The 20,688-nt window shown below is 72.9% G+C and carries 18 protein-coding genes; 11 read left to right on the top strand and 7 right to left on the bottom strand.

All coding sequences use genetic code 11. From position 1 onward, the window contains the following. Positions 1-48: 48 nt before the first annotated feature. Entirely contained in the window at positions 49-294 is a 246-nt protein-coding gene (locus ACWGDE_RS05630) for a hypothetical protein (protein WP_453387684.1), read from the bottom strand. Between the two features lie 40 nt (positions 295-334). After that, positions 335-1,426 carry a helix-turn-helix transcriptional regulator gene (locus ACWGDE_RS05625; RefSeq protein WP_453387683.1) on the bottom strand — a complete coding sequence of 364 codons (1,092 nt, stop codon included), beginning with the start codon at positions 1,424-1,426 and terminating at the stop codon, positions 335-337. A gap of 99 nt (positions 1,427-1,525) precedes the next feature. Between ACWGDE_RS05625 and ACWGDE_RS05620 the strand changes: the two genes are divergently transcribed. Beyond that, positions 1,526-1,996 (top strand): hypothetical protein, encoded by a 471-nt coding sequence (locus ACWGDE_RS05620; RefSeq protein WP_453387682.1) that lies wholly within the window; start codon positions 1,526-1,528, stop codon positions 1,994-1,996. 10 nt (positions 1,997-2,006) lie between these two features. Here the strand turns inward: ACWGDE_RS05620 and ACWGDE_RS05615 are convergent, their stop codons facing one another. Then, complete coding sequence (locus ACWGDE_RS05615; RefSeq protein WP_453387711.1) at positions 2,007-2,744, bottom strand: HAD family hydrolase; 738 nt, start codon at positions 2,742-2,744, stop codon at positions 2,007-2,009. A 204-nt stretch (positions 2,745-2,948) separates the two neighbouring features. Here ACWGDE_RS05615 and ACWGDE_RS05610 point away from each other — a divergent pair, with 204 nt between their 5' ends. The 7 genes from ACWGDE_RS05610 to ACWGDE_RS05580 all read left to right on the top strand — a co-directional run bounded on the left by ACWGDE_RS05610 (position 2,949) and on the right by ACWGDE_RS05580 (position 11,660). Beyond that, a complete protein-coding gene (locus ACWGDE_RS05610; protein ID WP_453387681.1) occupies positions 2,949-3,749 on the top strand; it encodes a TIGR03084 family metal-binding protein in 801 nt (266 codons plus the stop codon). A gap of 68 nt (positions 3,750-3,817) precedes the next feature. Further along, positions 3,818-5,518 carry an acyclic terpene utilization AtuA family protein gene (locus ACWGDE_RS05605; RefSeq protein WP_453387710.1) on the top strand — a complete coding sequence of 567 codons (1,701 nt, stop codon included), beginning with the start codon at positions 3,818-3,820 and terminating at the stop codon, positions 5,516-5,518. Beyond that, the gene (locus ACWGDE_RS05600; protein ID WP_453387680.1) at positions 5,515-7,113 is read left to right on the top strand and encodes an acyl-CoA carboxylase subunit beta; all 1,599 of its coding nucleotides are present in this window, start codon (positions 5,515-5,517) and stop codon (positions 7,111-7,113) included. The genes ACWGDE_RS05605 and ACWGDE_RS05600 overlap by 4 nt, the downstream gene beginning before the upstream one ends. A gap of 8 nt (positions 7,114-7,121) precedes the next feature. Beyond that, positions 7,122-9,086, top strand: coding sequence for an acetyl/propionyl/methylcrotonyl-CoA carboxylase subunit alpha (locus ACWGDE_RS05595; protein WP_453387679.1), 1,965 nt, complete (start codon positions 7,122-7,124; stop codon positions 9,084-9,086). Beyond that, positions 9,083-10,249: an acyl-CoA dehydrogenase family protein gene (locus tag ACWGDE_RS05590; protein WP_453387678.1), complete on the top strand. Its 1,167-nt coding sequence runs from the start codon at positions 9,083-9,085 to the stop codon at positions 10,247-10,249. Before ACWGDE_RS05595 ends, ACWGDE_RS05590 begins: the two co-directional genes overlap by 4 nt. An 89-nt stretch (positions 10,250-10,338) precedes the next feature. Next, the gene (locus ACWGDE_RS05585) at positions 10,339-11,076 is read left to right on the top strand and encodes an enoyl-CoA hydratase family protein (protein WP_453387677.1); all 738 of its coding nucleotides are present in this window, start codon (positions 10,339-10,341) and stop codon (positions 11,074-11,076) included. Next, entirely contained in the window at positions 11,064-11,660 is a 597-nt protein-coding gene (locus ACWGDE_RS05580; RefSeq protein WP_453387676.1) for a TetR/AcrR family transcriptional regulator, read from the top strand. Before ACWGDE_RS05585 ends, ACWGDE_RS05580 begins: the two co-directional genes overlap by 13 nt. Positions 11,661-11,787: 127 nt before the next feature. Here the strand turns inward: ACWGDE_RS05580 and ACWGDE_RS05575 are convergent, their stop codons facing one another. After that, the gene (locus tag ACWGDE_RS05575) at positions 11,788-12,900 is read right to left on the bottom strand and encodes a citrate synthase 2 (RefSeq protein ID WP_453387675.1); all 1,113 of its coding nucleotides are present in this window, start codon (positions 12,898-12,900) and stop codon (positions 11,788-11,790) included. Between the two features lie 237 nt (positions 12,901-13,137). On the opposite strand from ACWGDE_RS05575, the gene pdxH reads away from it, so the two are divergent. Further along, complete coding sequence (pdxH, locus tag ACWGDE_RS05570) at positions 13,138-13,761, top strand: pyridoxamine 5'-phosphate oxidase (RefSeq protein ID WP_453387709.1); 624 nt, start codon at positions 13,138-13,140, stop codon at positions 13,759-13,761. A gap of 213 nt (positions 13,762-13,974) precedes the next feature. Here pdxH and iscB read toward each other — a convergent pair whose 3' ends face one another. Beyond that, a complete protein-coding gene (gene iscB / locus ACWGDE_RS05565; protein WP_453387674.1) occupies positions 13,975-15,378 on the bottom strand; it encodes an RNA-guided endonuclease IscB in 1,404 nt (467 codons plus the stop codon). A 587-nt stretch (positions 15,379-15,965) separates the two neighbouring features. Between iscB and ACWGDE_RS05560 the strand changes: the two genes are divergently transcribed. Next, positions 15,966-17,306, top strand: coding sequence for a PAS domain-containing protein (locus ACWGDE_RS05560; protein WP_453387673.1), 1,341 nt, complete (start codon positions 15,966-15,968; stop codon positions 17,304-17,306). On the opposite strand, the gene ACWGDE_RS05555 is transcribed toward ACWGDE_RS05560, so the two are convergent. Beyond that, positions 17,300-18,670, bottom strand: a complete 1,371-nt coding sequence (locus ACWGDE_RS05555; RefSeq protein WP_453387672.1) for a serine hydrolase domain-containing protein — start codon at positions 18,668-18,670, stop codon at positions 17,300-17,302. The genes ACWGDE_RS05560 and ACWGDE_RS05555 overlap by 7 nt on opposite strands. 29 nt (positions 18,671-18,699) lie before the next feature. After that, complete coding sequence (locus tag ACWGDE_RS05550; RefSeq protein ID WP_453387671.1) at positions 18,700-19,455, bottom strand: SIS domain-containing protein; 756 nt, start codon at positions 19,453-19,455, stop codon at positions 18,700-18,702. 258 nt (positions 19,456-19,713) lie between these two features. On the opposite strand from ACWGDE_RS05550, the gene ACWGDE_RS05545 reads away from it, so the two are divergent. Next, entirely contained in the window at positions 19,714-20,406 is a 693-nt protein-coding gene (locus ACWGDE_RS05545) for a metal-dependent transcriptional regulator (protein WP_453387670.1), read from the top strand. Positions 20,407-20,688 lie beyond the last annotated feature (282 nt).

The raw sequence follows: 20,688 nt of genomic DNA, 5'->3' as shown, positions 1-20,688 counted from the left end.
GACGGGGGTGCGCGGACGGGGCTCCCGGGCCGGTGGGAGCCGCCGTGCTCAGTTCCAGACGATGTCGCCGTCCGTGTGCGGGACCACGTCCGCGTGCTGCACGTTCGCCTCTACGTGGGTGGCCGCCGTCGGCCAGTCCGCGGCCCAGGCGGAGAGGGAGAAGCCGGTGCGGGCGGTCTCCCCGGCCGGATAGTCCGGGCCCCAGCCGCTCGCCATGGTCACGCCCAGCGCGAGGGTGCTCAGCGCGGCAGCGGCGAAGTACATCCGAAGAGTCGTCATGCGCGGAGTCGTCATGCGGGGAGCATCCCAGCGGTGCGGGGGCGGAGGGAAGGCCTCAGCCGGATTGGTCCGGGTACGGATTTCCGGGCCCTGCCGGGGCCGTGGCTCCGTACCGGGCGGCCATCGCGGTGACGGCCGCCGCGATCCGCTCCCGCAGCTCCGGCGGGGCGAGGACCTCCGCCTCCGCGCCCAGTTCCAGGAACTGCGACTCCGCGTGCGCCTGCGACTCGATCGGCAGCACCACCCGTGTCCACCCGGGCAGTTCGGGGTCCGGGGTCCCGGCCGCCGCCAGGGCCTTGGCCTGGGCCCCGGTCAGCCGGGCCGCTCCCCGCGCGGACAGCCGTACCTCCGCCTGCTCCGGGTGCAGCCGCTCGTGGAACTCCGCCTGGGTGCGCTGCCAGTGGGCGGCCAGCTCGAACCCGTCCGGGAGCACGCACTCCTCGCCGGTCTCCCGGACCGCCAGGACCTGGTCCACCCGGTAGGTGTACGGCCCGGCGGGCTCCACGGCCACCGGCTCCGGCCGGCGCGCCGGAGCGCCGGCCGCCGTGCCTGCCGGGCTCGCCGTGCCTGCCGGGCCCGCCGCGCCCGCGACCAGGTACCAGCGCCCGGCCTTCAGGACCAGCCCGTACGGGGCCAGGCGCCGGTCCACCTCGTGGGGCGCCTTCCAGCGCCGGTACCGGACCTCGATCACCCGCCCCCGCCACACCGCGTCGGCCACCCGCCCCAGGTGCGGGGTCTCCTCGTGCTCCGCGTACCAGCCCGGCGCGTCCAGGTGGAACCGCAGCCGCATCCGGTCGGCCTGCGCGCGCAGCTCCGCGGGCAGGGCGGCGCGCAGTTTCAGCTGGGCGGCGGACAGGGCGCGGCCGAGGCCGAGTTCGGCGGCCGGGCCGGGCATCGAGGTGAGGAACAGGGCTTCCGCCTCGCCCGCGGCCAGGCCGGTGAGACGGGTCCGGTAGCCGTCGAGGAGCTGGTAGCCGCCGCTGTGGCCGGCGTCGCCGTACAGCGGGACACCGGAGGCGGCCAGCGCCTCCGCGTCGCGGTAGACCGTACGGACGGACACCTCGAGCTCCTCGGCGAGCTCGGCGGCGGTCATCCGGCCCCTGGTCTGGAGCAGCAGCAGGATCGAGAGCAGTCGGCTGGATTTCATGGGCACTCCACTGACAAAGGATGTCAGTGGAGTGCCCCTACGGTCATCCCCATCAGCACCGGAACACCGGAACACCGGAACACTCAGGGGAGAGCCCGCATGAACGACTTCGACTTCCTCGTCGGCGCCTGGGACGTGGCCAACCGCCGCCTCGTCGACGCCCTCGACCCCGACGGCGGATGGGAGGAGTTCCCCGGGATCTCCAGGGTCACCCGCCACTTCGGCGGCGCCGCGAACTTCGACGAGATCGAGTTCCCGACGAAGGGCGCCGCCGGCCTGACCCTGCGGCTCTACGACCACGAGCGCGGCCAGTGGACCCTCAACTGGGCGAGCGCCCGGACCGGGACCCTCTTCCCGCCCGTCGCGGGAAGCTTCGAGCCGGGCACGGGCAGGGGCGTCTTCCACGGCGAGGACACCAGCGGGGGCACGCCGGTCCAGGTGCGCTTCGTGTGGTCGGGGACGCTGACGGACAGCCCGCGCTGGGAGCAGTACTTCTCCACCGACCGGGGCGAGAGCTGGCTCCTCAACTGGACCATGGACCTGACCCGCCGGTCTCCCGCGGGTGCGTGAGCCGGCCGTCTCAGAGCAGCCCGAGCACCGCGCCCAGTGCGTCCGGCCGCTGGTCGACCGGCAGGTGGGCGACCAGTTCGACCCGGCACCCCAGGGCCGCGGCCCCCGCGTCCGCGACGTGGTCGTCGCCGACCATGAGCACGTCGGCGGGCTCCTGTCCGAGCGCTTCGCAGGCGGCCCGGAAGAGCCGGGGATCGGGCTTCTGGACCCCCTGCTCGAAGGAGAGCAGGTAGGAGTCGACGTAGGGGTGCAGCCCGTGCGCCCGGAAGACGGGCCGCAGGTCCCAGCCGATGTTGCTGACGACGGCGACCGGGATGCCGCGCTCGCGCAGGGCGACGAGGGTGGAGGCGGTATCGGGGTAGGGCCGCCAGGCCGCGGGGGTGTGGTGCCGGGCGTACAGGGCGTCGGCCAGCTCCGGCGCGGGCAGCGAGGCCTCCCGGGCGAGGGCGGTGTAGACGGTCCGGTGGTTGTCGAAGTTCAGGTCCCGCACCCGCCACAGCGCCTCGAGACGGTGCGGCAGCCGGCGCGGGTTCGCCCCTCCGGGCAGGGCTCCGGCTTCCTCCAGGCGGCGCGCGCAGTCCACGAGTTCGGCCTCGGGCAGGTCGAGCCCGGTTTCCGCCACGACCGCGCGCAGCCAGTCCTCGGTGGGCTCCACGCGGAACAGGGTTCCGGAGAAGTCGAACATCACGCCCTTGACCGGGCCCTTGACCGGGCCGCCGATCGGGCCGCTGACCGTGCCCTCGGGCATCTCGTTGACCATGGCGCCGATCCTCTCCGCAGGCGCACGTCACGCGCAACCTCGCCGAAACCGGCTACCGCAGCGCCGAGTTGACGCGGTGCGGGAGGGCTCGGGCGAAGCCGAACGGCGCGTTCGAAAAATAATGCAAGCACGCTTGATTGTTTTGTGGACGGCTGCCAGGCTTCCCCTCACGCCGAGAAGGGGAGCGCACCCGTGCCCGATCCGTCCGCTGTCGCCGTCTTCGTCGATCTCCACGAGGAGGGCAGGGAACTCGATGCCCTGGTGGGGGAGTTGTCCGCCGCCGACTGGGCGCGGCCCACGCCCGCGCCCGGCTGGAGCATCGCCCACCAGATCGCCCACCTGCACTGGACCGACCGGGCCTCGCTGCTCGCCCTCACCGACGCCGCCGCCTTCGCGGAACTGGTCGAGGAAGCCGTCAAGGCGCCCGACACCTTCGTCGACGAGGGCGCCGAGGCCGGGGCCGCGCTGGCCCCCGCCGAACTGCTCACCCGCTGGCGGGAGGGCCGTACCGCCCTCGACGGGGCCCTCGCCGCGGCCTCGCCCGAAGCGAAGTTCCCCTGGTACGGGCCGCCGATGAAGGCCGCGTCGATGGCGAGCGCCCGCCTGATGGAGACCTGGGCGCACGGCCAGGACGTGGCCGACGCGCTCGGCGTGCACCGCGTCCCGACCGGCCGGCTGCGGCACGTGGCACGCATCGGCGTACGGGCGCGCGACTACGCGTACGCGGTACGGGGACTGGCGGCGCCGGCGGGGGAGTTCCGGGTGGAGCTGACCGCTCCCGGCTCCGCCGAGGTGTGGACGTACGGCCCCGAGGACGCGCCGCAGCGGATCACCGGCCCCGCCCTCGACTTCTGCCTCCTGGTGACCCAGCGCGCCCACCGCGCCGACCTCGCCCTGACGGCGTCCGGCCCCGACGCCGACCGCTGGCTCGACATCGCCCAGGCCTTCGCGGGCCCGGCGGGCCCGGGCCGCGCGCCGGGGGCCTCCCGGTGACCCGGCGCCCGCTGCGCATCGGCAATGCGTCGGGCTTCTACGGAGACCGTTCCTCCGCCCTGCGCGAGATGCTGACGGACGGCCCCCTCGACGTGCTGACGGGGGACTACCTCGCCGAGCTGACCATGCTGATCCTCGGCCGCGACCGTGTGAAGAACCCGGAACTCGGCTACGCCAAAACCTTCCTGCGCCAGCTGGAGGAGTGCCTCGGCCTCGCGCACGAGCGGGGCGTACGGATCGTCGTGAACGCGGGCGGACTGAACCCGGCGGGACTCGCCGGCGAGGTACGGGCGCTGGCCGCGAAACTGTCGGTCCCCGTCGCGGTCGCGCACGTGGAGGGCGACGACCTGATGCCGTACGGGGAGGGCGCGCTCACCGCGAACGCCTACCTCGGCGGTGCGGGCATCACCGCCTGCCTGCGGGCGGGCGCGGACGTGGTGGTGACCGGCCGGGTCACGGACGCGGCGCTGGTCAGCGGGCCGGCGGCCTGGTGGTTCGACTGGGCTCCGGACGACCACGACCGGCTGGCCGGGGCGGTGGTGGCGGGCCACGTACTGGAATGCGGGACGCAGGCCACCGGCGGCAACTACGCCTTCTTCACCCGGCACGACGTCTCCCGGCCGGGCTTCCCGCTGGCGGAGATCTCCGAGGACGGCTCCTCGGTCATCACCAAGCACCCGGGCACGGGCGGCGTCGTCTCGGTCGGCACGGTCACGGCGCAGCTCCTGTACGAGACCCAGGGCGCCCGCTACCTGGGCCCCGACGCGACGGCCCGCCTGGACACGGTACGGCTGACGCAGGCGGGCCCCGACCGGGTGGCGATCTCCGGAACCCTGGGGGAGGCCCCGCCGGCGACCCTGAAGGTGGGGGTGACCCGGATCGGGGGCTGGCGCAACGAGGTGGTCTTCGTCCTGACGGGCCTGGACATCGAGGAGAAGTCGGCGCTGGTGCGCTCGCAGCTGGCACCCCTCCTCTCCTCCGTGGCCTCGGTCGCCTGGACCCTCGCCCGTACGGACCACGAGGACGCGGAAACGGAGGAGACGGCGAGCGCCCTCCTGCGCCTGGTGGTCCGGGACCCCTCTCCCGACCGGGTGGGCCGCGCCCTGACCTCGGCGGCGATCGAGCTGGCCCTGGCGAGCTACCCGGGCTTCCACGTCACGGCCCCCCCGACCCCGCCCCAGCCGTACGGCACCTTCACGTCCACCACGACCCCGGCCGCCGAGGCCCCCCACACGGCAGTCCTCCCGGACGGCACGCGCGTCCGGGTGACTCCGCCGGAGTCCCCCGAAGGGTCCGGGCGGAGCCCGGTTTCGGGAAAGGGCGGGGCGGGGGAAAGCCCCGCAGGGCCCACCACGACCCGCAGCGCGGGCCCCACGCGCAGGGTGCCGCTCGGGCGGCTCGTGGGGGCCCGCAGCGGCGACAAGGGCGGTGATGCCAACGTCGGCGTGTGGGTCGAGACCGCCCCCGCATGGGACTGGCTCCGCGCCACCCTCACCGTCGACGCCTTCAAGGCACTGCTCCCCGAGACGGCCCCCCTGGAAGTGACCCGCGCCGAGCTCCCCAACCTCCGGTCCCTCAACTTCACGATCACCCGCGTCCTCGGCGACGGCGTCGCCTCCGGCCACCGTTTCGACCCCCAGGCCAAGGCCCTCGGCGAGTGGCTCCGCTCCCGCCACATGGACATCCCCGCAGCCCTGCTCGATGCCCCGGCCACCCCGCCCCCACCGTCGCGAACGCCCGCGCCCACCACCCCGGAGGGGACCCCGTGACCCGTCTCAAGACCGCCGTCGACCCGCTCGCCCCCGAGCACGCGCAGGCGCGTACCGCCGCCCTGGAACGGCTCGCCGAGCTCGACGCCGCGCACGCGGGGGCCCTGCTCGGCGGTGGGGAGAAGTACACCGCCCGCCACAAGCAGCGCGGCAAGCTCCTCGCCCGGGAGCGGATCGAGCTGCTGCTCGATCCGGACACCCCGTTCCTGGAGCTGTCCCCGCTCGCCGCCTGGGGCAGCGACTATCCGGTCGGGGCTTCGATGGTCACCGGCATCGGCACGGTCGAGGGCGTCGAGTGCCTGGTGACCGCCAACGACCCCACCGTCCGGGGCGGCGCCTCGAACCCCTGGACCCTCAAGAAGGCCCTGCGGGCCAACGAGATCGCCCGCCAGAACCGGCTCCCCTGCATCAGCCTCGTGGAGTCCGGCGGCGCCGATCTCCCCTCCCAGAAGGAGATCTTCATCCCGGGCGGCGCGATCTTCCGCGACATCACCCGGCTCTCGGCGGAGGGCATCCCCACCATCGCCGTCGTCTTCGGCAACTCCACCGCCGGCGGCGCGTACATCCCCGGGATGTCCGACCACACCATCATGATCAAGGACCGTTCGAAGGTGTTCCTCGGCGGTCCGCCGCTGGTGAAGATGGCCACCGGCGAGGAGAGCGACGACGAGTCCCTCGGCGGCGCCGACATGCACGCCCGTACCTCCGGCCTCGCCGACTACTACGCCCTCGACGAGCACGACGCCATCCGCCAGGCCCGCCGCGTGGTCGCCCGCCTGAACCACCGCAAGCCGCAGCCCGATCCGCGGCCCGCACAGGAGCCGCTGCACGACCCCGAGGAACTGCTCGGCATCGTCCCCGCCGACCTCAAGACCCCCTTCGACCCCCGCGAGGTCATCGCCCGGATCGTCGACGCCTCCGACTTCGACGAGTTCAAGCCCCTCTACGGCACCAGCCTGGTCACCGGCTGGGCCACCCTCCACGGCTACCCGGTCGGCATCCTCGCCAACGCCCAGGGCGTGCTGTTCAGCGCGGAATCGCAGAAGGCCGCCCAGTTCATCCAGCTCGCCAACCAGCGCGACATCCCGCTCCTCTTCCTCCACAACACCACCGGCTACATGGTCGGCAAGGAGTACGAGCAGGGCGGCATCATCAAGCACGGCTCGATGATGATCAACGCGGTGTCGAACTCGAAGGTCCCGCACCTGTCCGTCCTCATCGGCGCCAGCTACGGCGCCGGCCACTACGGCATGTGCGGCCGCGCCTACGAGCCCCGCTTCCTCTTCGCCTGGCCCAGCGCCAAATCCGCCGTCATGGGCCCCGCCCAGCTCGCCGGCGTGCTCTCCATCGTGTCGCGCCAGTCGGCCGCCGCGAAGGGGCAGCCCTACGACGAAGAGGCGGACGCCGGCATGCGCGCCTTCGTCGAGGCGCAGATCGAGTCCGAATCCCTGCCCATGTTCCTGTCCGGCCGGCTGTACGACGACGGGGTCATCGACCCGCGCGACACCCGGACCGTCCTCGGCCTGTGCCTGTCGGCCGTCCACAACGCCCCCGTCGAGGGCGCCCGTGGCGGCTTCGGCGTCTTCCGGATGTGAGCCCGCACATGACTCTCCCCAGCACCCTGCCCAGCACCCTCCTGTCCTCCGTCCTGGTGGCCAACCGCGGCGAGATCGCCGTCCGCGTCTTCCGCACGGCCAGTGCCCTGGGCCTGGCCACCGTGGCCGTCCACTCCGACCCCGACGCCGACGCCCTGCACGTACGCACCGCCGACACGGCCGTACGACTCCCCGGCGCGGCCCCCGCCGACACCTACCTGCGCGGCGACCTGATCATCAAGGCCGCCCTCGCGGCCGGGGCCGACGCCGTCCACCCCGGCTACGGATTCCTCTCCGAGAACGCCGACTTCGCCCGCGAGGTCCAGGCCGCCGGACTCACCTGGATCGGCCCGCCGCCCCGGGCCATCGAGGCCATGGCCTCCAAGACCCGGGCCAAGGAGCTGATGCGCGCCGCCGGCGTCCCGCTCCTGGAGCCCGTCGATCCGGCCGAAGCCACCGCCGCCGACCTCCCGCTGCTCCTCAAGGCCGCGGCGGGCGGCGGAGGCCGCGGGATGCGCGTCGTACGGGACCTCGACGCGCTCAAGGAGGAACTGGAGGCGGCCCGCGCCGAGGCCCGCTCCGCCTTCGGCGACGGCGAGGTCTTCGCCGAGCCCTACGTGGAACGCGGCCGCCACGTAGAGGTGCAGATCCTCGCCGACGCCCACGGCACCGTCTGGGCGCTGGGCACCCGCGACTGCTCCCTCCAGCGGCGCCACCAGAAGGTCATCGAAGAGGCCCCCGCGCCCGGCCTGCCCGAGACCCTGCGCACGAGCCTGCACGAGGCGGCCGTCGCCGCCGCGCGGGCGGTCTCGTACCAGGGCGCGGGCACCGTCGAGTTCCTCGTCACCGCCGAGGGCCGCCCGTACTTCCTGGAGATGAACACCCGCCTCCAGGTGGAACACCCCGTCACCGAGGCCGTCTTCGGCCTGGACCTGGTCGCCCTCCAACTCCGCATCGCCGAGGGCGCACCCCTCCCGCTCACGCCCCCGCAGCCCACCGGACACGCCGTCGAGGTCCGCCTCTACGCCGAGGACCCGGCCCATGACTGGCGCCCGCAGACCGGCGTCCTGCAGACCCTCGCCTTTCCCTCAACGGTCCGCGTGGATACGGGTTTCACCGACGGGGACACGGTCTCCGTCCACTACGACCCCATGCTCGCCAAGGTCGTCGCGCACGCCCCGACCCGCGCCGAGGCCGTACGCGCCCTCGCGCACGCCCTCGCCTCAGCCCGCATCCACGGGCTGACCACCAACCGCGAGCTCCTCGTACGGTCCCTGCGGCACCCGGAGTTCGCCGCCGGCCGGCTCGACACCGGCTTCTACGAGCGCCACCTGCCCGCCCTCACCGAAACCGCCCCGGACGACCCGGCCCCCGCACTCTCCGCGCTGGCCGCCGCCCTCGCCGAGGCGGCCCCCGCCCCCGACGCCCCCCTGGCCGTCCGCCTCGGCGGCTGGCGCAACCTCCGCTCCCAGCCGCAGACCCGCCGCTACACGACGGCCGGCACCGAGTACGAGATCGGCTACCGCCCGACCCGCAACGGTCCCCCGGAACTCGTGGACCACCCCAATGTTCGAGTCCTGAAGGCCACTAGGGACCTGGTCACCCTCGAAGTCGACGGAATCCGCCGCGTGTTCCACGTGAAACAGAATTCGAACAACCCCGAGATCCACGTGGACTCCGCACACGCCGGCTCCCACACCCTGACCCCCGTCCCCCGGTTCGCGGACCCCCAGGACCGCACCGAACCGGGCTCCCTGCTCGCCCCCATGCCCGGCACCGTCGTCCGCGTAGCCGAAGGCCTCGCCCCCGGCTCAACGGTCACCGCCGGGCAGCCCCTGCTCTGGCTGGAGGCGATGAAGATGGAACACCGCATCCTCGCGCCCGCCTCCGGCACGCTCACCGCGCTCCACGCCGTCACCGGCCAACAGGTCGAATTCGGCGCCCTGCTCGCCGTAGTCCAGGAGGAAGCATGAGCTCCACCACCACGCTCGAAACCGAAGAACACAAGGCCCTGCGCGCGGCCGTCGCCGCCCTCGGCCAGAAGTACGGCCGCGAGTACCTGGCCCGCCTCGCCCGGGAGGGCCGCCACCCCGACGAACTGTGGGCCGACGCCGCCAAGCTCGGCTACCTCGGGGTCAACCTCCCCGAGGAGTACGGCGGCGGAGGCGGCGGCATCGCCGAACTCTCCATCGTCCTCGAGGAACTCGGGGCCGCGGGCTGTCCCCTCCTCATGATGATCGTCTCACCGGCCATCTGCGGCACGGTCATCGCCCGCTTCGGCACCGAGGAACAGAAGCGCTCCTGGCTCCCCGGCCTCGCCGACGGCACCCGCACCATGGCCTTCGGCATCACCGAACCCGACGCCGGCTCCAACTCCCACCGCATCACCACCACCGCCCGCCGCGACGGCGAGGACTGGCTGCTGACCGGCCGCAAGGTCTTCATCTCCGGCGTGGACATCGCCGACGCCACCCTCATCGTCGGCCGCACGGAAGACGCCCGCACCGGCAGCCTCAAGCCCTGCCTGTTCATCGTCCCCCGCGACACCCCGGGCTTCGAGCACACCGCCATCGACATGGAACTCCAGGCGGCGGAAAAGCAATTCGAGCTCACCCTCGAGAACGTACGACTTCCCTCCTCCGCCCTGGTCGGAGACGAGGACGCGGGCCTCCTCCAGCTCTTCGCGGGCCTCAACCCGGAACGGATCATGACGGCCGCCTTCGCCATCGGCATGGGCCGCTACGCCCTGGACAAGGCCGTCGATTACGCCAAGACCCGCCAGGTCTGGAAGGCTCCCATCGGCGCCCACCAGGCCATCGCCCACCCCCTGGCGGCCGCCCACATCGAGCTGGAACTCGCCCGCCTGATGATGCAGAAGGCCGCCCACCTCTACGACGCCGGCGACGACATGGGCGCGGGCGAAGCCGCCAACATGGCCAAGTACGCCGCCGGCGAAGCCTGCGTACGCGCGGTCGACCAGTCCGTCCACACCCTGGGCGGCAACGGCCTCACCCGCGAATACGGCCTCGCCGCCCTGATCACCGCCTCCAGGGTCGCCCGCATCGCCCCGGTCAGCCGCGAGATGATCCTCAACTTCATCTCCCACCAAACCCTGGGCCTCCCCAAGTCCTACTAGCCCCCACCCACCACCCCGCCCCCGGCCCCGGCACCCCCCGCATACCCTCCCCGGAGGGGACCCGCCCCCACACCCCCTCCGGAGGAGACATGCCCCCACTGGTCCACGCCGCGCGAGCGACCGGCGTCACCACCCTCACCCTGGACTCCCCGGCCAACCGCAACGCCCTCTCCGCGCCCCTGGTCGAAGAACTCAGGGCCGCCCTCGTCGAAGCCGCCGCCGACGAGACCACAGCCGCGGTCGTCCTCACCCACACCGGCAACACCTTCTGCGCGGGCGCCGACCTCAAGACCCCCTGCGACCCCGCCGACTTCCTCGCCCTCCTCCGCGAGATCACCGAACTCCCCAAGCCCGTGGTCGCCCGCGTCACCGGCCACGTCCGCGCGGGCGGCCTCGGCCTGCTCGGCGCCTGCGACATCGCCGCCGCCGGCCCCGCGTCCACGTACGCCTTCACCGAGACCCACATCGGCGTCGTCCCGGCCGTCATCTCCGCACCCCTGCTGCCCCGCCTGGACCCCCGCGCGGCCGCCCGCTACTTCCTGACCGCCGAGGCCTTCGACGCCGCCGAAGCCACCCGCATCGGCCTCCTCACCCTCGACGGCGAGGATGTGGACAAGATCCTCGCGCCCCTCCTCGAAGGCCTCCGCAAAGCGGGCCCCCAAGCCCTGGCAGCCACAAAAAGCCTGCTCACAGCCCCCGTACGAGCCGCCCTGGCCGAGGACGGACCCGCACTCACCGAACTCTCGGCCCGCCACTTCGCCTCCGCCGAGGCCCGCGAGGGCATCACCGCCCGCTTCGAGCGCCGGGACCCGTCATGGCGGCGCTGACGACGGCGACCGGCCCCAAGCAGGCCCGCAGCCGGGTCACCCGCCGCCACCTGCTGGAAGCGGCCGTCTCCTGCCTGGCCGAACACGGCTGGGCGGGCTCCACGGTGTCCGTCGTCGCGGAACGGGCCGGGGTCTCACGGGGCGCGGCCCAGCACCACTTCCCGACCCGCGAGGACCTGTTCACCGCGGCCGTCGAGTACGTGGCCGAGGAACGCTCCACCGCCCTGCGCGAGCTCTTCCAGGCCGGCCCGGCGGCGCGCCCCGCAGTCGTCGAAGCCCTCGTGGACATGTACACGGGCGTACTCTTCCGCGCCGCCCTCCAGCTGTGGGTGGCCGCCTCCAACGAGGAGCAGCTGCGCCCCCGGGTCACCGAGCTGGAGGCCCGCGTCGGCCGCGAGACCCACCGCATCGCCGTGGAACTGCTGGGCGCGGACGAGTCCGTACCCGGCGTACGGGAAACCGTGCAGGGCCTCCTCGACATGGCCCGCGGCCTGGGCCTGGCCAACGTCCTCACGGACGACACGGCCCGCAGGGCACGGGTGGTGGCGCAGTGGGCCCGCATCCTGGACGCGGTGTTGACCTGACGCAGAAGGGCACCGCACCCCGGAGGGGGCGGTGCCCTTCTGCGTTCGGCTTAGCGACTCGGCAACCCTGTGCGGTGGCAGCCGTAACCAGCCCAGCCCAGCCCAGCCCGGCCCCACCGGGCTCAGCTCAGCTGCGCGCCAGATCCGTGATGTCGGAGAACCCCTCGATGGAGCTCGGCTTGCGGACGCCCGGCCCGGTGTAGCGGGCCGACGGACGCACCAGACGGCCCGTCCGCTTCTGCTCGAGGATGTGCGCCGACCAGCCGGCGGTACGGGCGCACGTGAACATCGAGGTGAACATGTGCGCCGGGACCTCCGCGAAGTCCAGCATGATCGCGGCCCAGAACTCCACGTTGGTCGCGAGCACCCGGTCGGGGCGCCGCGCGTGCAGCTCCTCCAGCGCGGCCTTCTCCAGCGCGGCCGCCACCTCGTAGCGCGGGGCGTCCAGCTCCTTGGCCGTACGCCGCAGCACGCGGGCGCGCGGGTCCTCGGCGCGGTAGACGCGGTGGCCGAAGCCCATCAGCCGCTCGCCCTTGTCCAGGGCCTTCTTCACGTAGGCCACGGCGTCGCCGGTGCGCTCGATCTCCTCGATCATCCCCAGCACCCGCGACGGCGCCCCACCGTGCAGCGGCCCGGACATCGCCCCGACCGCCCCGGACAGCGCGGCCGCGACATCGGCACCCGTCGAGGCGATCACCCGGGCGGTGAACGTGGAAGCGTTCATCCCGTGCTCGGCGGCCGAGGTCCAGTACGCGTCGACGGCCTTGACGTGCTTCGGGTCGGGCTCGCCCCGCCAGCGGATCATGAACCGCTCGACGACGGACTCGGCCTTGTCGATCTCGCTCTGCGGGACCATCGGCCGGCCCTGGCCGCGGGCGGACTGGGCGACGTACGAAAGGGCCATCACGGCGGCGCGCGCCAGATCGTCGCGGGCGGTGCGCTCGTCGATGTCGAGCAGCGGTTTCAGACCCCACACGGGGGCGAGCATGGCGAGCGCCGACTGCACGTCGACCCGGATGTCACCGGAGTGCACCGGGATCGGGAAGGGCTCGGCGGCAGGCAGCCCGGGGTTGAAGGCACCGTCGACCAGCAGACCCCAGACGTTCCCGAAGGAGACGTGGCCCACGAGGTCTTCGATGTCGACACCCCGGTAGCGCAGGGACCCGCCTTCCTTGTCGGGTTCGGCGATCTCCGTCTCGAACGCGACGACGCCTTCGAGCCCGGGTACGAAGTCGGACATCAGGCAGCTCCTCAGATAGTGCGAACACGCGCGGCTCCCGGCGTGATTCGCGGTCCGGCGCGGTCATCCCCGTTGATGCCCGGCACGGCCGATGGTCACCCATGTGGAACCGTCGGACCGGCCCCAAGATTTTGTCCGTTCCGCAAGGCGCGGGGAAGCGTGACATACGGCACACCCCGTACGCGTCGCCTGGGGGAGGATGACCGGGTGAACGATCAGGACCTTGACCCCGCCGTCATGCGCAAGCAGTACCGCTCGCAGCTCGTCTCCGAGGAGAGCCTCGCCGACGAGCCGATGGGCCAGTTCGCCCGCTGGTTCCAGGACGCCGCCGTCGCGCACGTCTTCGAGCCCAACGCGATGGTCGTCTCGACCGCGACCCCCGAGGGACGTCCCAGCTCGCGCACGGTGCTGCTGAAGCAGTTCGACGAGCGGGGATTCGTCTTCTTCACGAACTACGACTCCCGCAAGGGCCGGGAGATCGACGCCAACCCGTACGTCTCCCTGCTCTTCCCCTGGCATCCGATCGCCCGCCAGGTCATCGTCACGGGCCACGCCTCGCGCATCGGCCGCGACGAGACGGCGGCGTACTTCCGCTCCCGCCCGCACGGCTCCCAGCTGGGCGCCTGGGCCAGCGAGCAGTCGGCGGTCATCGCCTCGCGCGCCGAGCTGGACCGCCGCTACGCCGAGCTGGAGGCCCGCTATCCGGAGGGCGAACAGGTCCCGGTCCCCCCGCAGTGGGGCGGCATCCGGGTGGTCCCGGACGCGGTGGAGTTCTGGCAGGGCCACGAGAACCGCCTGCACGACCGCCTGAAGTACGTCCTGGAGGCGGAGAAGTGGCGAGTGGAACGCCTGTGCCCGTAATGGCGTAGGCGGGGGCCCGAAACCCCCGAGAACGCAGACGACCCGCGGGCTCGGGTCTCTCCCCCTGCAGTGGGGAGAAGCCGGCCGGACGTACCGGCGAGCCCGCGGGTCGGGTGACTGCTTGGGATTGGCGCCGGCGACTCCGCCGGGCACCGCACTGGGTGCGTGCGACAGCGGGCGCTTTAGCCCGCAGCCACCTCACGCGTCCGGAGTTCATACATTTCCGGGATCACCTCCTTTCAGTGTGCTGCCACTGTAGGCAGCCTCGCGGACACCGCTCAAGCGAATTTCGGGGGCGAATCCGTAGACGTATCCGTCGGCTCTCCGAACCATCCGCAGATGTTTGTACGAGACGTCGAAACGGCTGCTCGGAGTGGTGATCCGATGCTGCCCGCTCGTCCGGACGGAGATGCGTCCCACCCAGGTGCCGGCCCACTTCCCACGGGGAACCACGGCGCGCACGAGGTCGCCGGTGGCGTATCCGTGATGGGTCTTGCTGCGAGGCCGTCGCAGGCGTGGGAAGCCGAAGCGGTCCGGGGTGGTTCTGGCGTACGAGCCACGCCCCGTCGAGGTCACCACCAGGATCTGCGTGGGCACCCGTACGACGGCATCTCCTCGATGGTGATCGAGAAGCCCGAGTGACAGGGCATCGAGCGTGTGGCTCTTGGGTAGCCCCATCACGGCACGGTTCGCATGGGTGCGGGCGCTCGACCAGGTATGCACGGGCACGCCCAGAGTGGCGAGGGTGTCCACGAGCCGGTGCCTGGTGGCGTTCATGGCTGCGACATCCTGCAGCGGCCTCCTGAGCTGGGCGATCACGCGCTCCAAGCGGTCCGGCCGGTCGGCGAGGAACTCCTCGACCCGTCGCGTCCCCTTCGCCTGATTGCAGGGAACGCAGGCGAGGACGAGATTCGAGACCCTGTCCGATCCTCCCCGGCTCCTGGGGCGAACGTGCTCGAGGTTGAGGGTCACGTCGGTGGCGGCGCAGTAAGCACAGGACCTGTTCCACTTGGCCATGAGGAACTCCCGGACCTCGGGTCCGGTGTGCGTGGAGTCAAGGTTCTCCCGCGTACCGGGATGCCTGCCCCTTGCGACAGCGGCCGTATCGAAGGCGGCATGTTCCACATGGATCTCGAGAACGGGTGCGTACCGGCACAGCCGTGTGACCAGGGACATCGTGGAGTCGACGCGATGTCGCAGGGACGGGGGCAGCCACCCGCTCGGCCGGGTGCGGTTGTCGTGGCGGGGTGCCCGGTGCCGGAGGTTCGCCGAGCGGCGTCGGCGGCGGTAGCCCGCGCGGCGCGTCATGCCGTTGCGGATCTGCTGCCCGCGGTGTCGGAGCTCGATTGTGGTCAGCCCTCGGCGTGCGATGGAGGCTCGGCCCTGTGGATCGACACGGCAGCGTTCGTCGGTCACTGCGATCCCCGTCGCCCTTGAGCCGGGATCGAGGCGCACCTGCACGCCCGTGACGGCGGAGGATTCGCGCGTCCGGCCCTTGAGCCTGATGGTGAACGGAGCCCGCCGGGCCACGACTGCACGGCCGCTGCCGATCAACTCTCGGGCACGGGCGGGGTGGCAGGGCATGAGAGGCTCACCGCCCTTTGCCAGGACGAACACCCGGCTTGCGGTCCTGCGGGGAGCGTCACCGCTCCCGGTCTCTGCCGTGGCCGCTGCGGGGGCAGCGGCTCCGGCGTTCCGCCGACGGGTCCAGGTGCGGTTCCCGCCGGTCTCCCCTCGCCCATGTTCCACGCCGGTACCCGGCTCGGTGGCCGGGAGTCCGCGAGCCGTTTCGTCCCTGCTCCCAGGGGTGTCTGCGCTCGCGGATTCCAGAGCAGGCTGCTGAGGAAGCACAGCCCGGTGGGTCTGCTCACCTGCGGAGAACGTAGTCATCGAGGCACCTCGTCTGATCCGGGGATCGTGATGACTGGGGCTGGTCACTCTGTGAGGGAGCGAGTGACCTCCCTTCTCGTGATGTGACCGACGCTAGCCACCTGCGACCGGCCGCGCGGACGGGCCCGTAGCGCTCACCCGAACGTGTGACCGTCCCGGTCGTGCGGTTCCGGTCGACGAGGAGGGCTTCGGCTGACCGCCACCCCTGGGGCTCGGACAAACCGGGAGGATTGCGGGAAGTGGGTGTGGGGTGCGTCACGTTCCAGTTCAATTGCGTGACGTGCCGCACACGCGAACACCTGCAGGGGGCCCAGGTGACTGCATCCGGACGTAATGAGACTGCCGACGATCTGCTCGCAGCGCTTTTGGACGGGATGGACGCCGCTCTGTGCGCGTTCGATGCCGACGGCGTGATCACCCACTGGAACCGCGAGGCCGAGCGGATCCTGGGGTGGTCCGCGGGGGAGGCCGTGGGGCGCAAGGGGTTCGCGGGGTGGGCCGTACGGGCCGCCGACGCGCAGGACGTGCAGGACAGACTCATGGCCGCCCAGGACGTTCCGGGACGGCAGGTGCACGAGTTCGCGCTGCTCACCAAGGACGGCGGGCGGGTGCTCGTGCGGACCCAGTCCGCCGGGGTGCCCGGCGCCGGCGGGAAGCCGGCCGGGGTGTACTGCGCCTTCAGCGAGGTGCACGCGCAGATCGACCTGGAGCGGTCCATCGCGCTGAGCGAGGCGCTGATGGAGGACGCCTCCTGGGGCGTCGTCCTTGTCGACGTGGACCTGCGACCCGCCGTGGTCAACGCGCACGCCGCCCGCGCCTTCGGCTCCGGCCGGACCGCGCTGCTCGGGCGGCCGCTCGGGGAGCTGCTCGCGCAGGGCGTGGAGGAGCTGGAGGGGGCCCTGCAGCACGTACTGGCCGAGGGCGCGCCCCCGGCCCCCGTGGAGCTCTGGGTGTCCGTACGGACCCCCGAGGGCGTGCGGCGGCGGTGCTGGCGCTGCGGGTTCCTGCGGCTGGCCTCGCCGCTCGCCGAGGAGCCCGTACCGCTCGGCGTCGGCCTGCTGTTCCAGGACGTCACCGAGGACCGGCAGGCGCAGCTCGACACGGCGCAGCTGCGGTTCCGCTCCCACCAGCTGTACCGGGCCGGGCGGGCCGCCGCCGAGTGCGAGGACCCGGCGGAGGCGGCGGCCGTACGGCTGGAGTTCGCCCTGGCGGGCTTCGCCGAGCACGCGCTGCTCGACGTACTGGACGTGCCCGTACGGGACCTCGTACGGGAACCGGGGCGCGCGCGGCTGCTGCGCTGGGCGGCGTCCCCGCCGGGCCTGCCGGGGCTGCCCGAGCCCGGGGCGATCCCCGTGCGGTACGAGGCCGGGCACCCGGCGCTGCAGGCGCTGGACCGGACCGGGTCGGTGCGGACGAGCGCGCCGCCCGGCGCGGCCGCGGGGGACTGGACGCGCGCCCGGCGCTGGCCGGAGGGCGCGGCGCACGCGCTGTGCACGGTGCTGCGCAGCCGGGGGCGGAGCCTGGGGACGCTGACGTTCCTGCGCGGGCCCTCGCGGGCCGCCTTCGAGCGGGCGGACGCGGCGTACGCGGAGGAGGTCGCGGCCCGGGTCGCGGCGGACCTGGACCTGGCGGGGGACGGCCGGCGCGGTCAGTGACCGCCGGGTCCGGGCGCGCCAGGGGCCCCGGACCCGACCCCGGCCCCGGATGCCGCCCCGGGCCCGGATTCCGCCGCCGGGAGGTTCCACACGTGGTCCGGGGTCGCGATCGAGGTGACGGCCTCGCCGATCAGGGCGGCGGCCGTGGACCCCGGCCGGCCGACGTCGGAGTTGATCAGGACCACCAGCGTGGCCCCGAGCTCCGGCAGCTGCACGGCGAGGGCCTCGTACCCCGGCAGCTCGCCGTTGTGCCCGATCCAGCCGCCGACCTCCAGCACGCCCAGCCCGTACGAGGCCCCCGCGCGGCCCGTGGGCCCGGTGCGCAGCCGCTCGGCCTGGGTGGCGGGCTCGAGCAGGCGGCCGTCCACGAGGGCCGGGAGCCAGGTGTGCAGGTCCTCCAGGCTGGACACGGCGTCCCCGGCGGCCCAGGCCCACGAGGGGTTCCAGTCGGTGGCGTCGGCGACGGCGCCGGTCGGGGTGAAGTCCGTGGACCCGTGGACGCGCGGCCCGGGGAAGCCGGCCACGCCCGGGATACCGGTGCCGGTCAGCCCGAGCGGGGCGAAGACGTGCTCGCGCAGGTAGCCGCCGAGGTCCTGCCCCGAGACGCGCTCGACGACCAGCCCTATCAGGACGGTGTTGGTGTTGCTGTACTCCCACTCGGTGCCCGGCGCGAAGTTCGCCGGGTGCGCGAAGGCGTGGCCGAGCAGCTCCGCCGGGGTGTACGCGCGCCTCGGATCGGTGCGCAGCGCCTCGCGCCAGCCGGGGTCGGCCGCGTAGTCGTAGAGCCCGCTGCGCATGCCGGCGAGCTGGCGCAGGGTGATGTGCTCGCCGCCGGGCACGCCGTCGACGTAGCGGGCGACCGGGTCGTCGAGGCCCAGGCGGCCGCGGTCGGCGAGCTGGAGGAGGGCGGTGACGGTGAAGGTCTTCGTCACGCTGCCGACGCGCGTGCTCAGGCCGGGCTCCATCGGGGCGCCGGTGCGCTCGTCGGCCACGCCGAAGGCCCTCACGTAGTCGCCGCGTCCGGGCATCCACAGGCCGATCTCCAGGCCGGGGATGCCGGCCCGCTCCATCACGGCGGTGATCGCGGAGTCGAGCCGGCGGACGGTGTCCGGCTCGAGGTCGTGGCCTGCCGCGGGGCCGGTCGCGCCGCTCCCCCCGGCCGCGGGGCCGCTCGCGGGGCCCGTCGCGGACGCCGAGCCGGAGCCGGAGCCCGCGCCGGAGCCCGAGCCGGACGCGCCCGTTACGGGCCCTGCGGGCAGGGCCGCGGCGGTGAAGGCACCGGCGGCCGCCACCAGGAGGAACACCGCGGCGAGGGCGGGGAGCAGCGGGAGCGCCCTGCGCGGGAGGCGGGCGTGGGGCGGCACCGGACGGCCCGAGCGGTCTCGGCGACCGCTCAGTGCCGGAAGAAGATCCGGTCGCCGTACTCCTGCATGACGCGGCCGTTCCACTCGTGGCCGCCGTCGACGTTGCCCGAGCGCAGCAGCGGCGGCTCGATCCCGCGGGCGACGAGCTCGCCGGCCGCGGCGGCCATGACCGCCTGCATGATCGCGCTGGTCACGACCGTGGAGGCGGGGGCGAAGGGGGCCTCGATGCCGTCGAGGGTGAGCTCCGCGTCGCCGACCGCGATCTTGCTGTCGAGGACGATGTCGCAGTGGTCCTTGAGGAAGGTGCCGGAGACGTGGCGCGACTTGGTCTCGGTCGCGTAGGCCACCGAGGTCACGCCGATGACCTTGAGGCCGATCGCGCGGGCGTTCATGGCCATCTCGACCGGCAGCGCGTTGCGCCCGGAGAGGGAGATGATCACGAGGACGTCGCCGTCGGCGGCCGGGCTGCTGTCCAGGACGGCCCCGGCGAGGCCGTCGACGCGCTCCAGGGCGCTGCCGAGGGTGGCGGGCATGACGTCGATGCCCGCGGTGCCGGGGACGGCGAGGAAGTTCATCAGGGCGAGCCCGCCGGCCCGGTAGACGACGTCCTGGGCGGGGAGCGAGGAGTGCCCGGCGCCGAAGGCGAAGAGCTTGTTCCCGGCGGCCACGGCGTCCGCGATGATCGCGCCGGCCTCGCCGATGCGCGCGGACTCCTCGTCCCGCACCCGCTCCAGCAGGCCGATCGCGGCGTCGAAGAACTGACCGGCCAGCTTGCTCTCGCTCATACGCCGATGGCCTTCCGGGGTGGGAGTGGGGTGAAGGTTGTCGTCCGTGTCCGCCGCTCACCGTGCGGTCTGGACCAAGGGCGTGTCAATACGAACGTCAATCCAGGGGACGAAAGGCCCGGCGGCATCCGTAATGCGAAGTGCCGGGGCAGGTTTCGGGCAGTCCGGAACAGGCCTTGCGCTCCGGCACGGGACGGTTGTCGGCCCGATGCGTCAGAATTGGGGGCAGGGCCAGCGCACGCAATCCGAGGGGCACGAATGTCCGGACTGATCGATACCACGGAGATGTATCTCCGCACCATCCTCGAGCTGGAAGAGGAAGGTGTGGTCCCCATGCGCGCCCGTATCGCCGAGCGGCTCGACCAGAGCGGTCCGACGGTGAGCCAGACGGTGGCGCGGATGGAGCGGGACGGCCTGGTGGCCGTCGCCAGCGACCGGCACCTGGAGCTGACGGACGAGGGGCGACGGCTCGCCACGCGCGTGATGCGCAAGCACCGGCTCGCGGAGTGCCTCCTCGTCGACGTCATCGGCCTGGAGTGGGAGCAGGTGCACGCCGAGGCCTGCCGCTGGGAGCACGTGATGAGCGAGGCGGTGGAGCGGCGGGTGCTGGAGCTGCTGCGTCATCCGACCGAGTCCCCGTACGGCAACCCGATCCCGGGCCTGGAGGAGCTGGGGGAGAAGGCCGAGGCGGACCCGTTCCTGGAGGAGGGCATGGTCAGTCTGTCCGAGCTCGACCCGGGCACCGAGGGCAAGACCGTCGTCATCCGCCGGATCGGGGAGCCGATCCAGACGGACGCGCAGCTGATGTACACGCTGCGGCGGGCCGGCGTGCAGCCCGGCTCGGTGGTCAGCGTGACCGAGTCTCCGGGCGGTGTGCTCGTCGGCAGCGGTGGCGAGGCCGCGGAGCTGGTAGCGGAGATCGCCTCGCACGTGTTCGTCGCGAAGCGCTGAAGTCCGGCGAGTCCGGCGAGTCAGCCGAGTCCGGGTCGCCGAAGCGCCCGAAACGGGTGCTGACGCACGCGCGTTCGTCCGGGTCGCCTCTGCGAGCGAATCCGGCCGGTGTCGGTCGGTGTGGAGCGGCGCGGATAGGTATGGATGTGGATGGTCCCGGGGGCGCGCGGCGGCGGGGGCAGGGCGCCCCCGTCTGAGCGGGGGCCCCCCGGGCTCCAGGTGATACCCAGTCTCTTAATAAAATATTAAGCGTCCGACGCAGTAATTATTGTTTATATAGGT

It is taken from the genome of Streptomyces sp. NPDC054956 (assembly GCF_053609185.1).
This window is presented reverse-complemented; position numbering and strand designations above follow the sequence as displayed.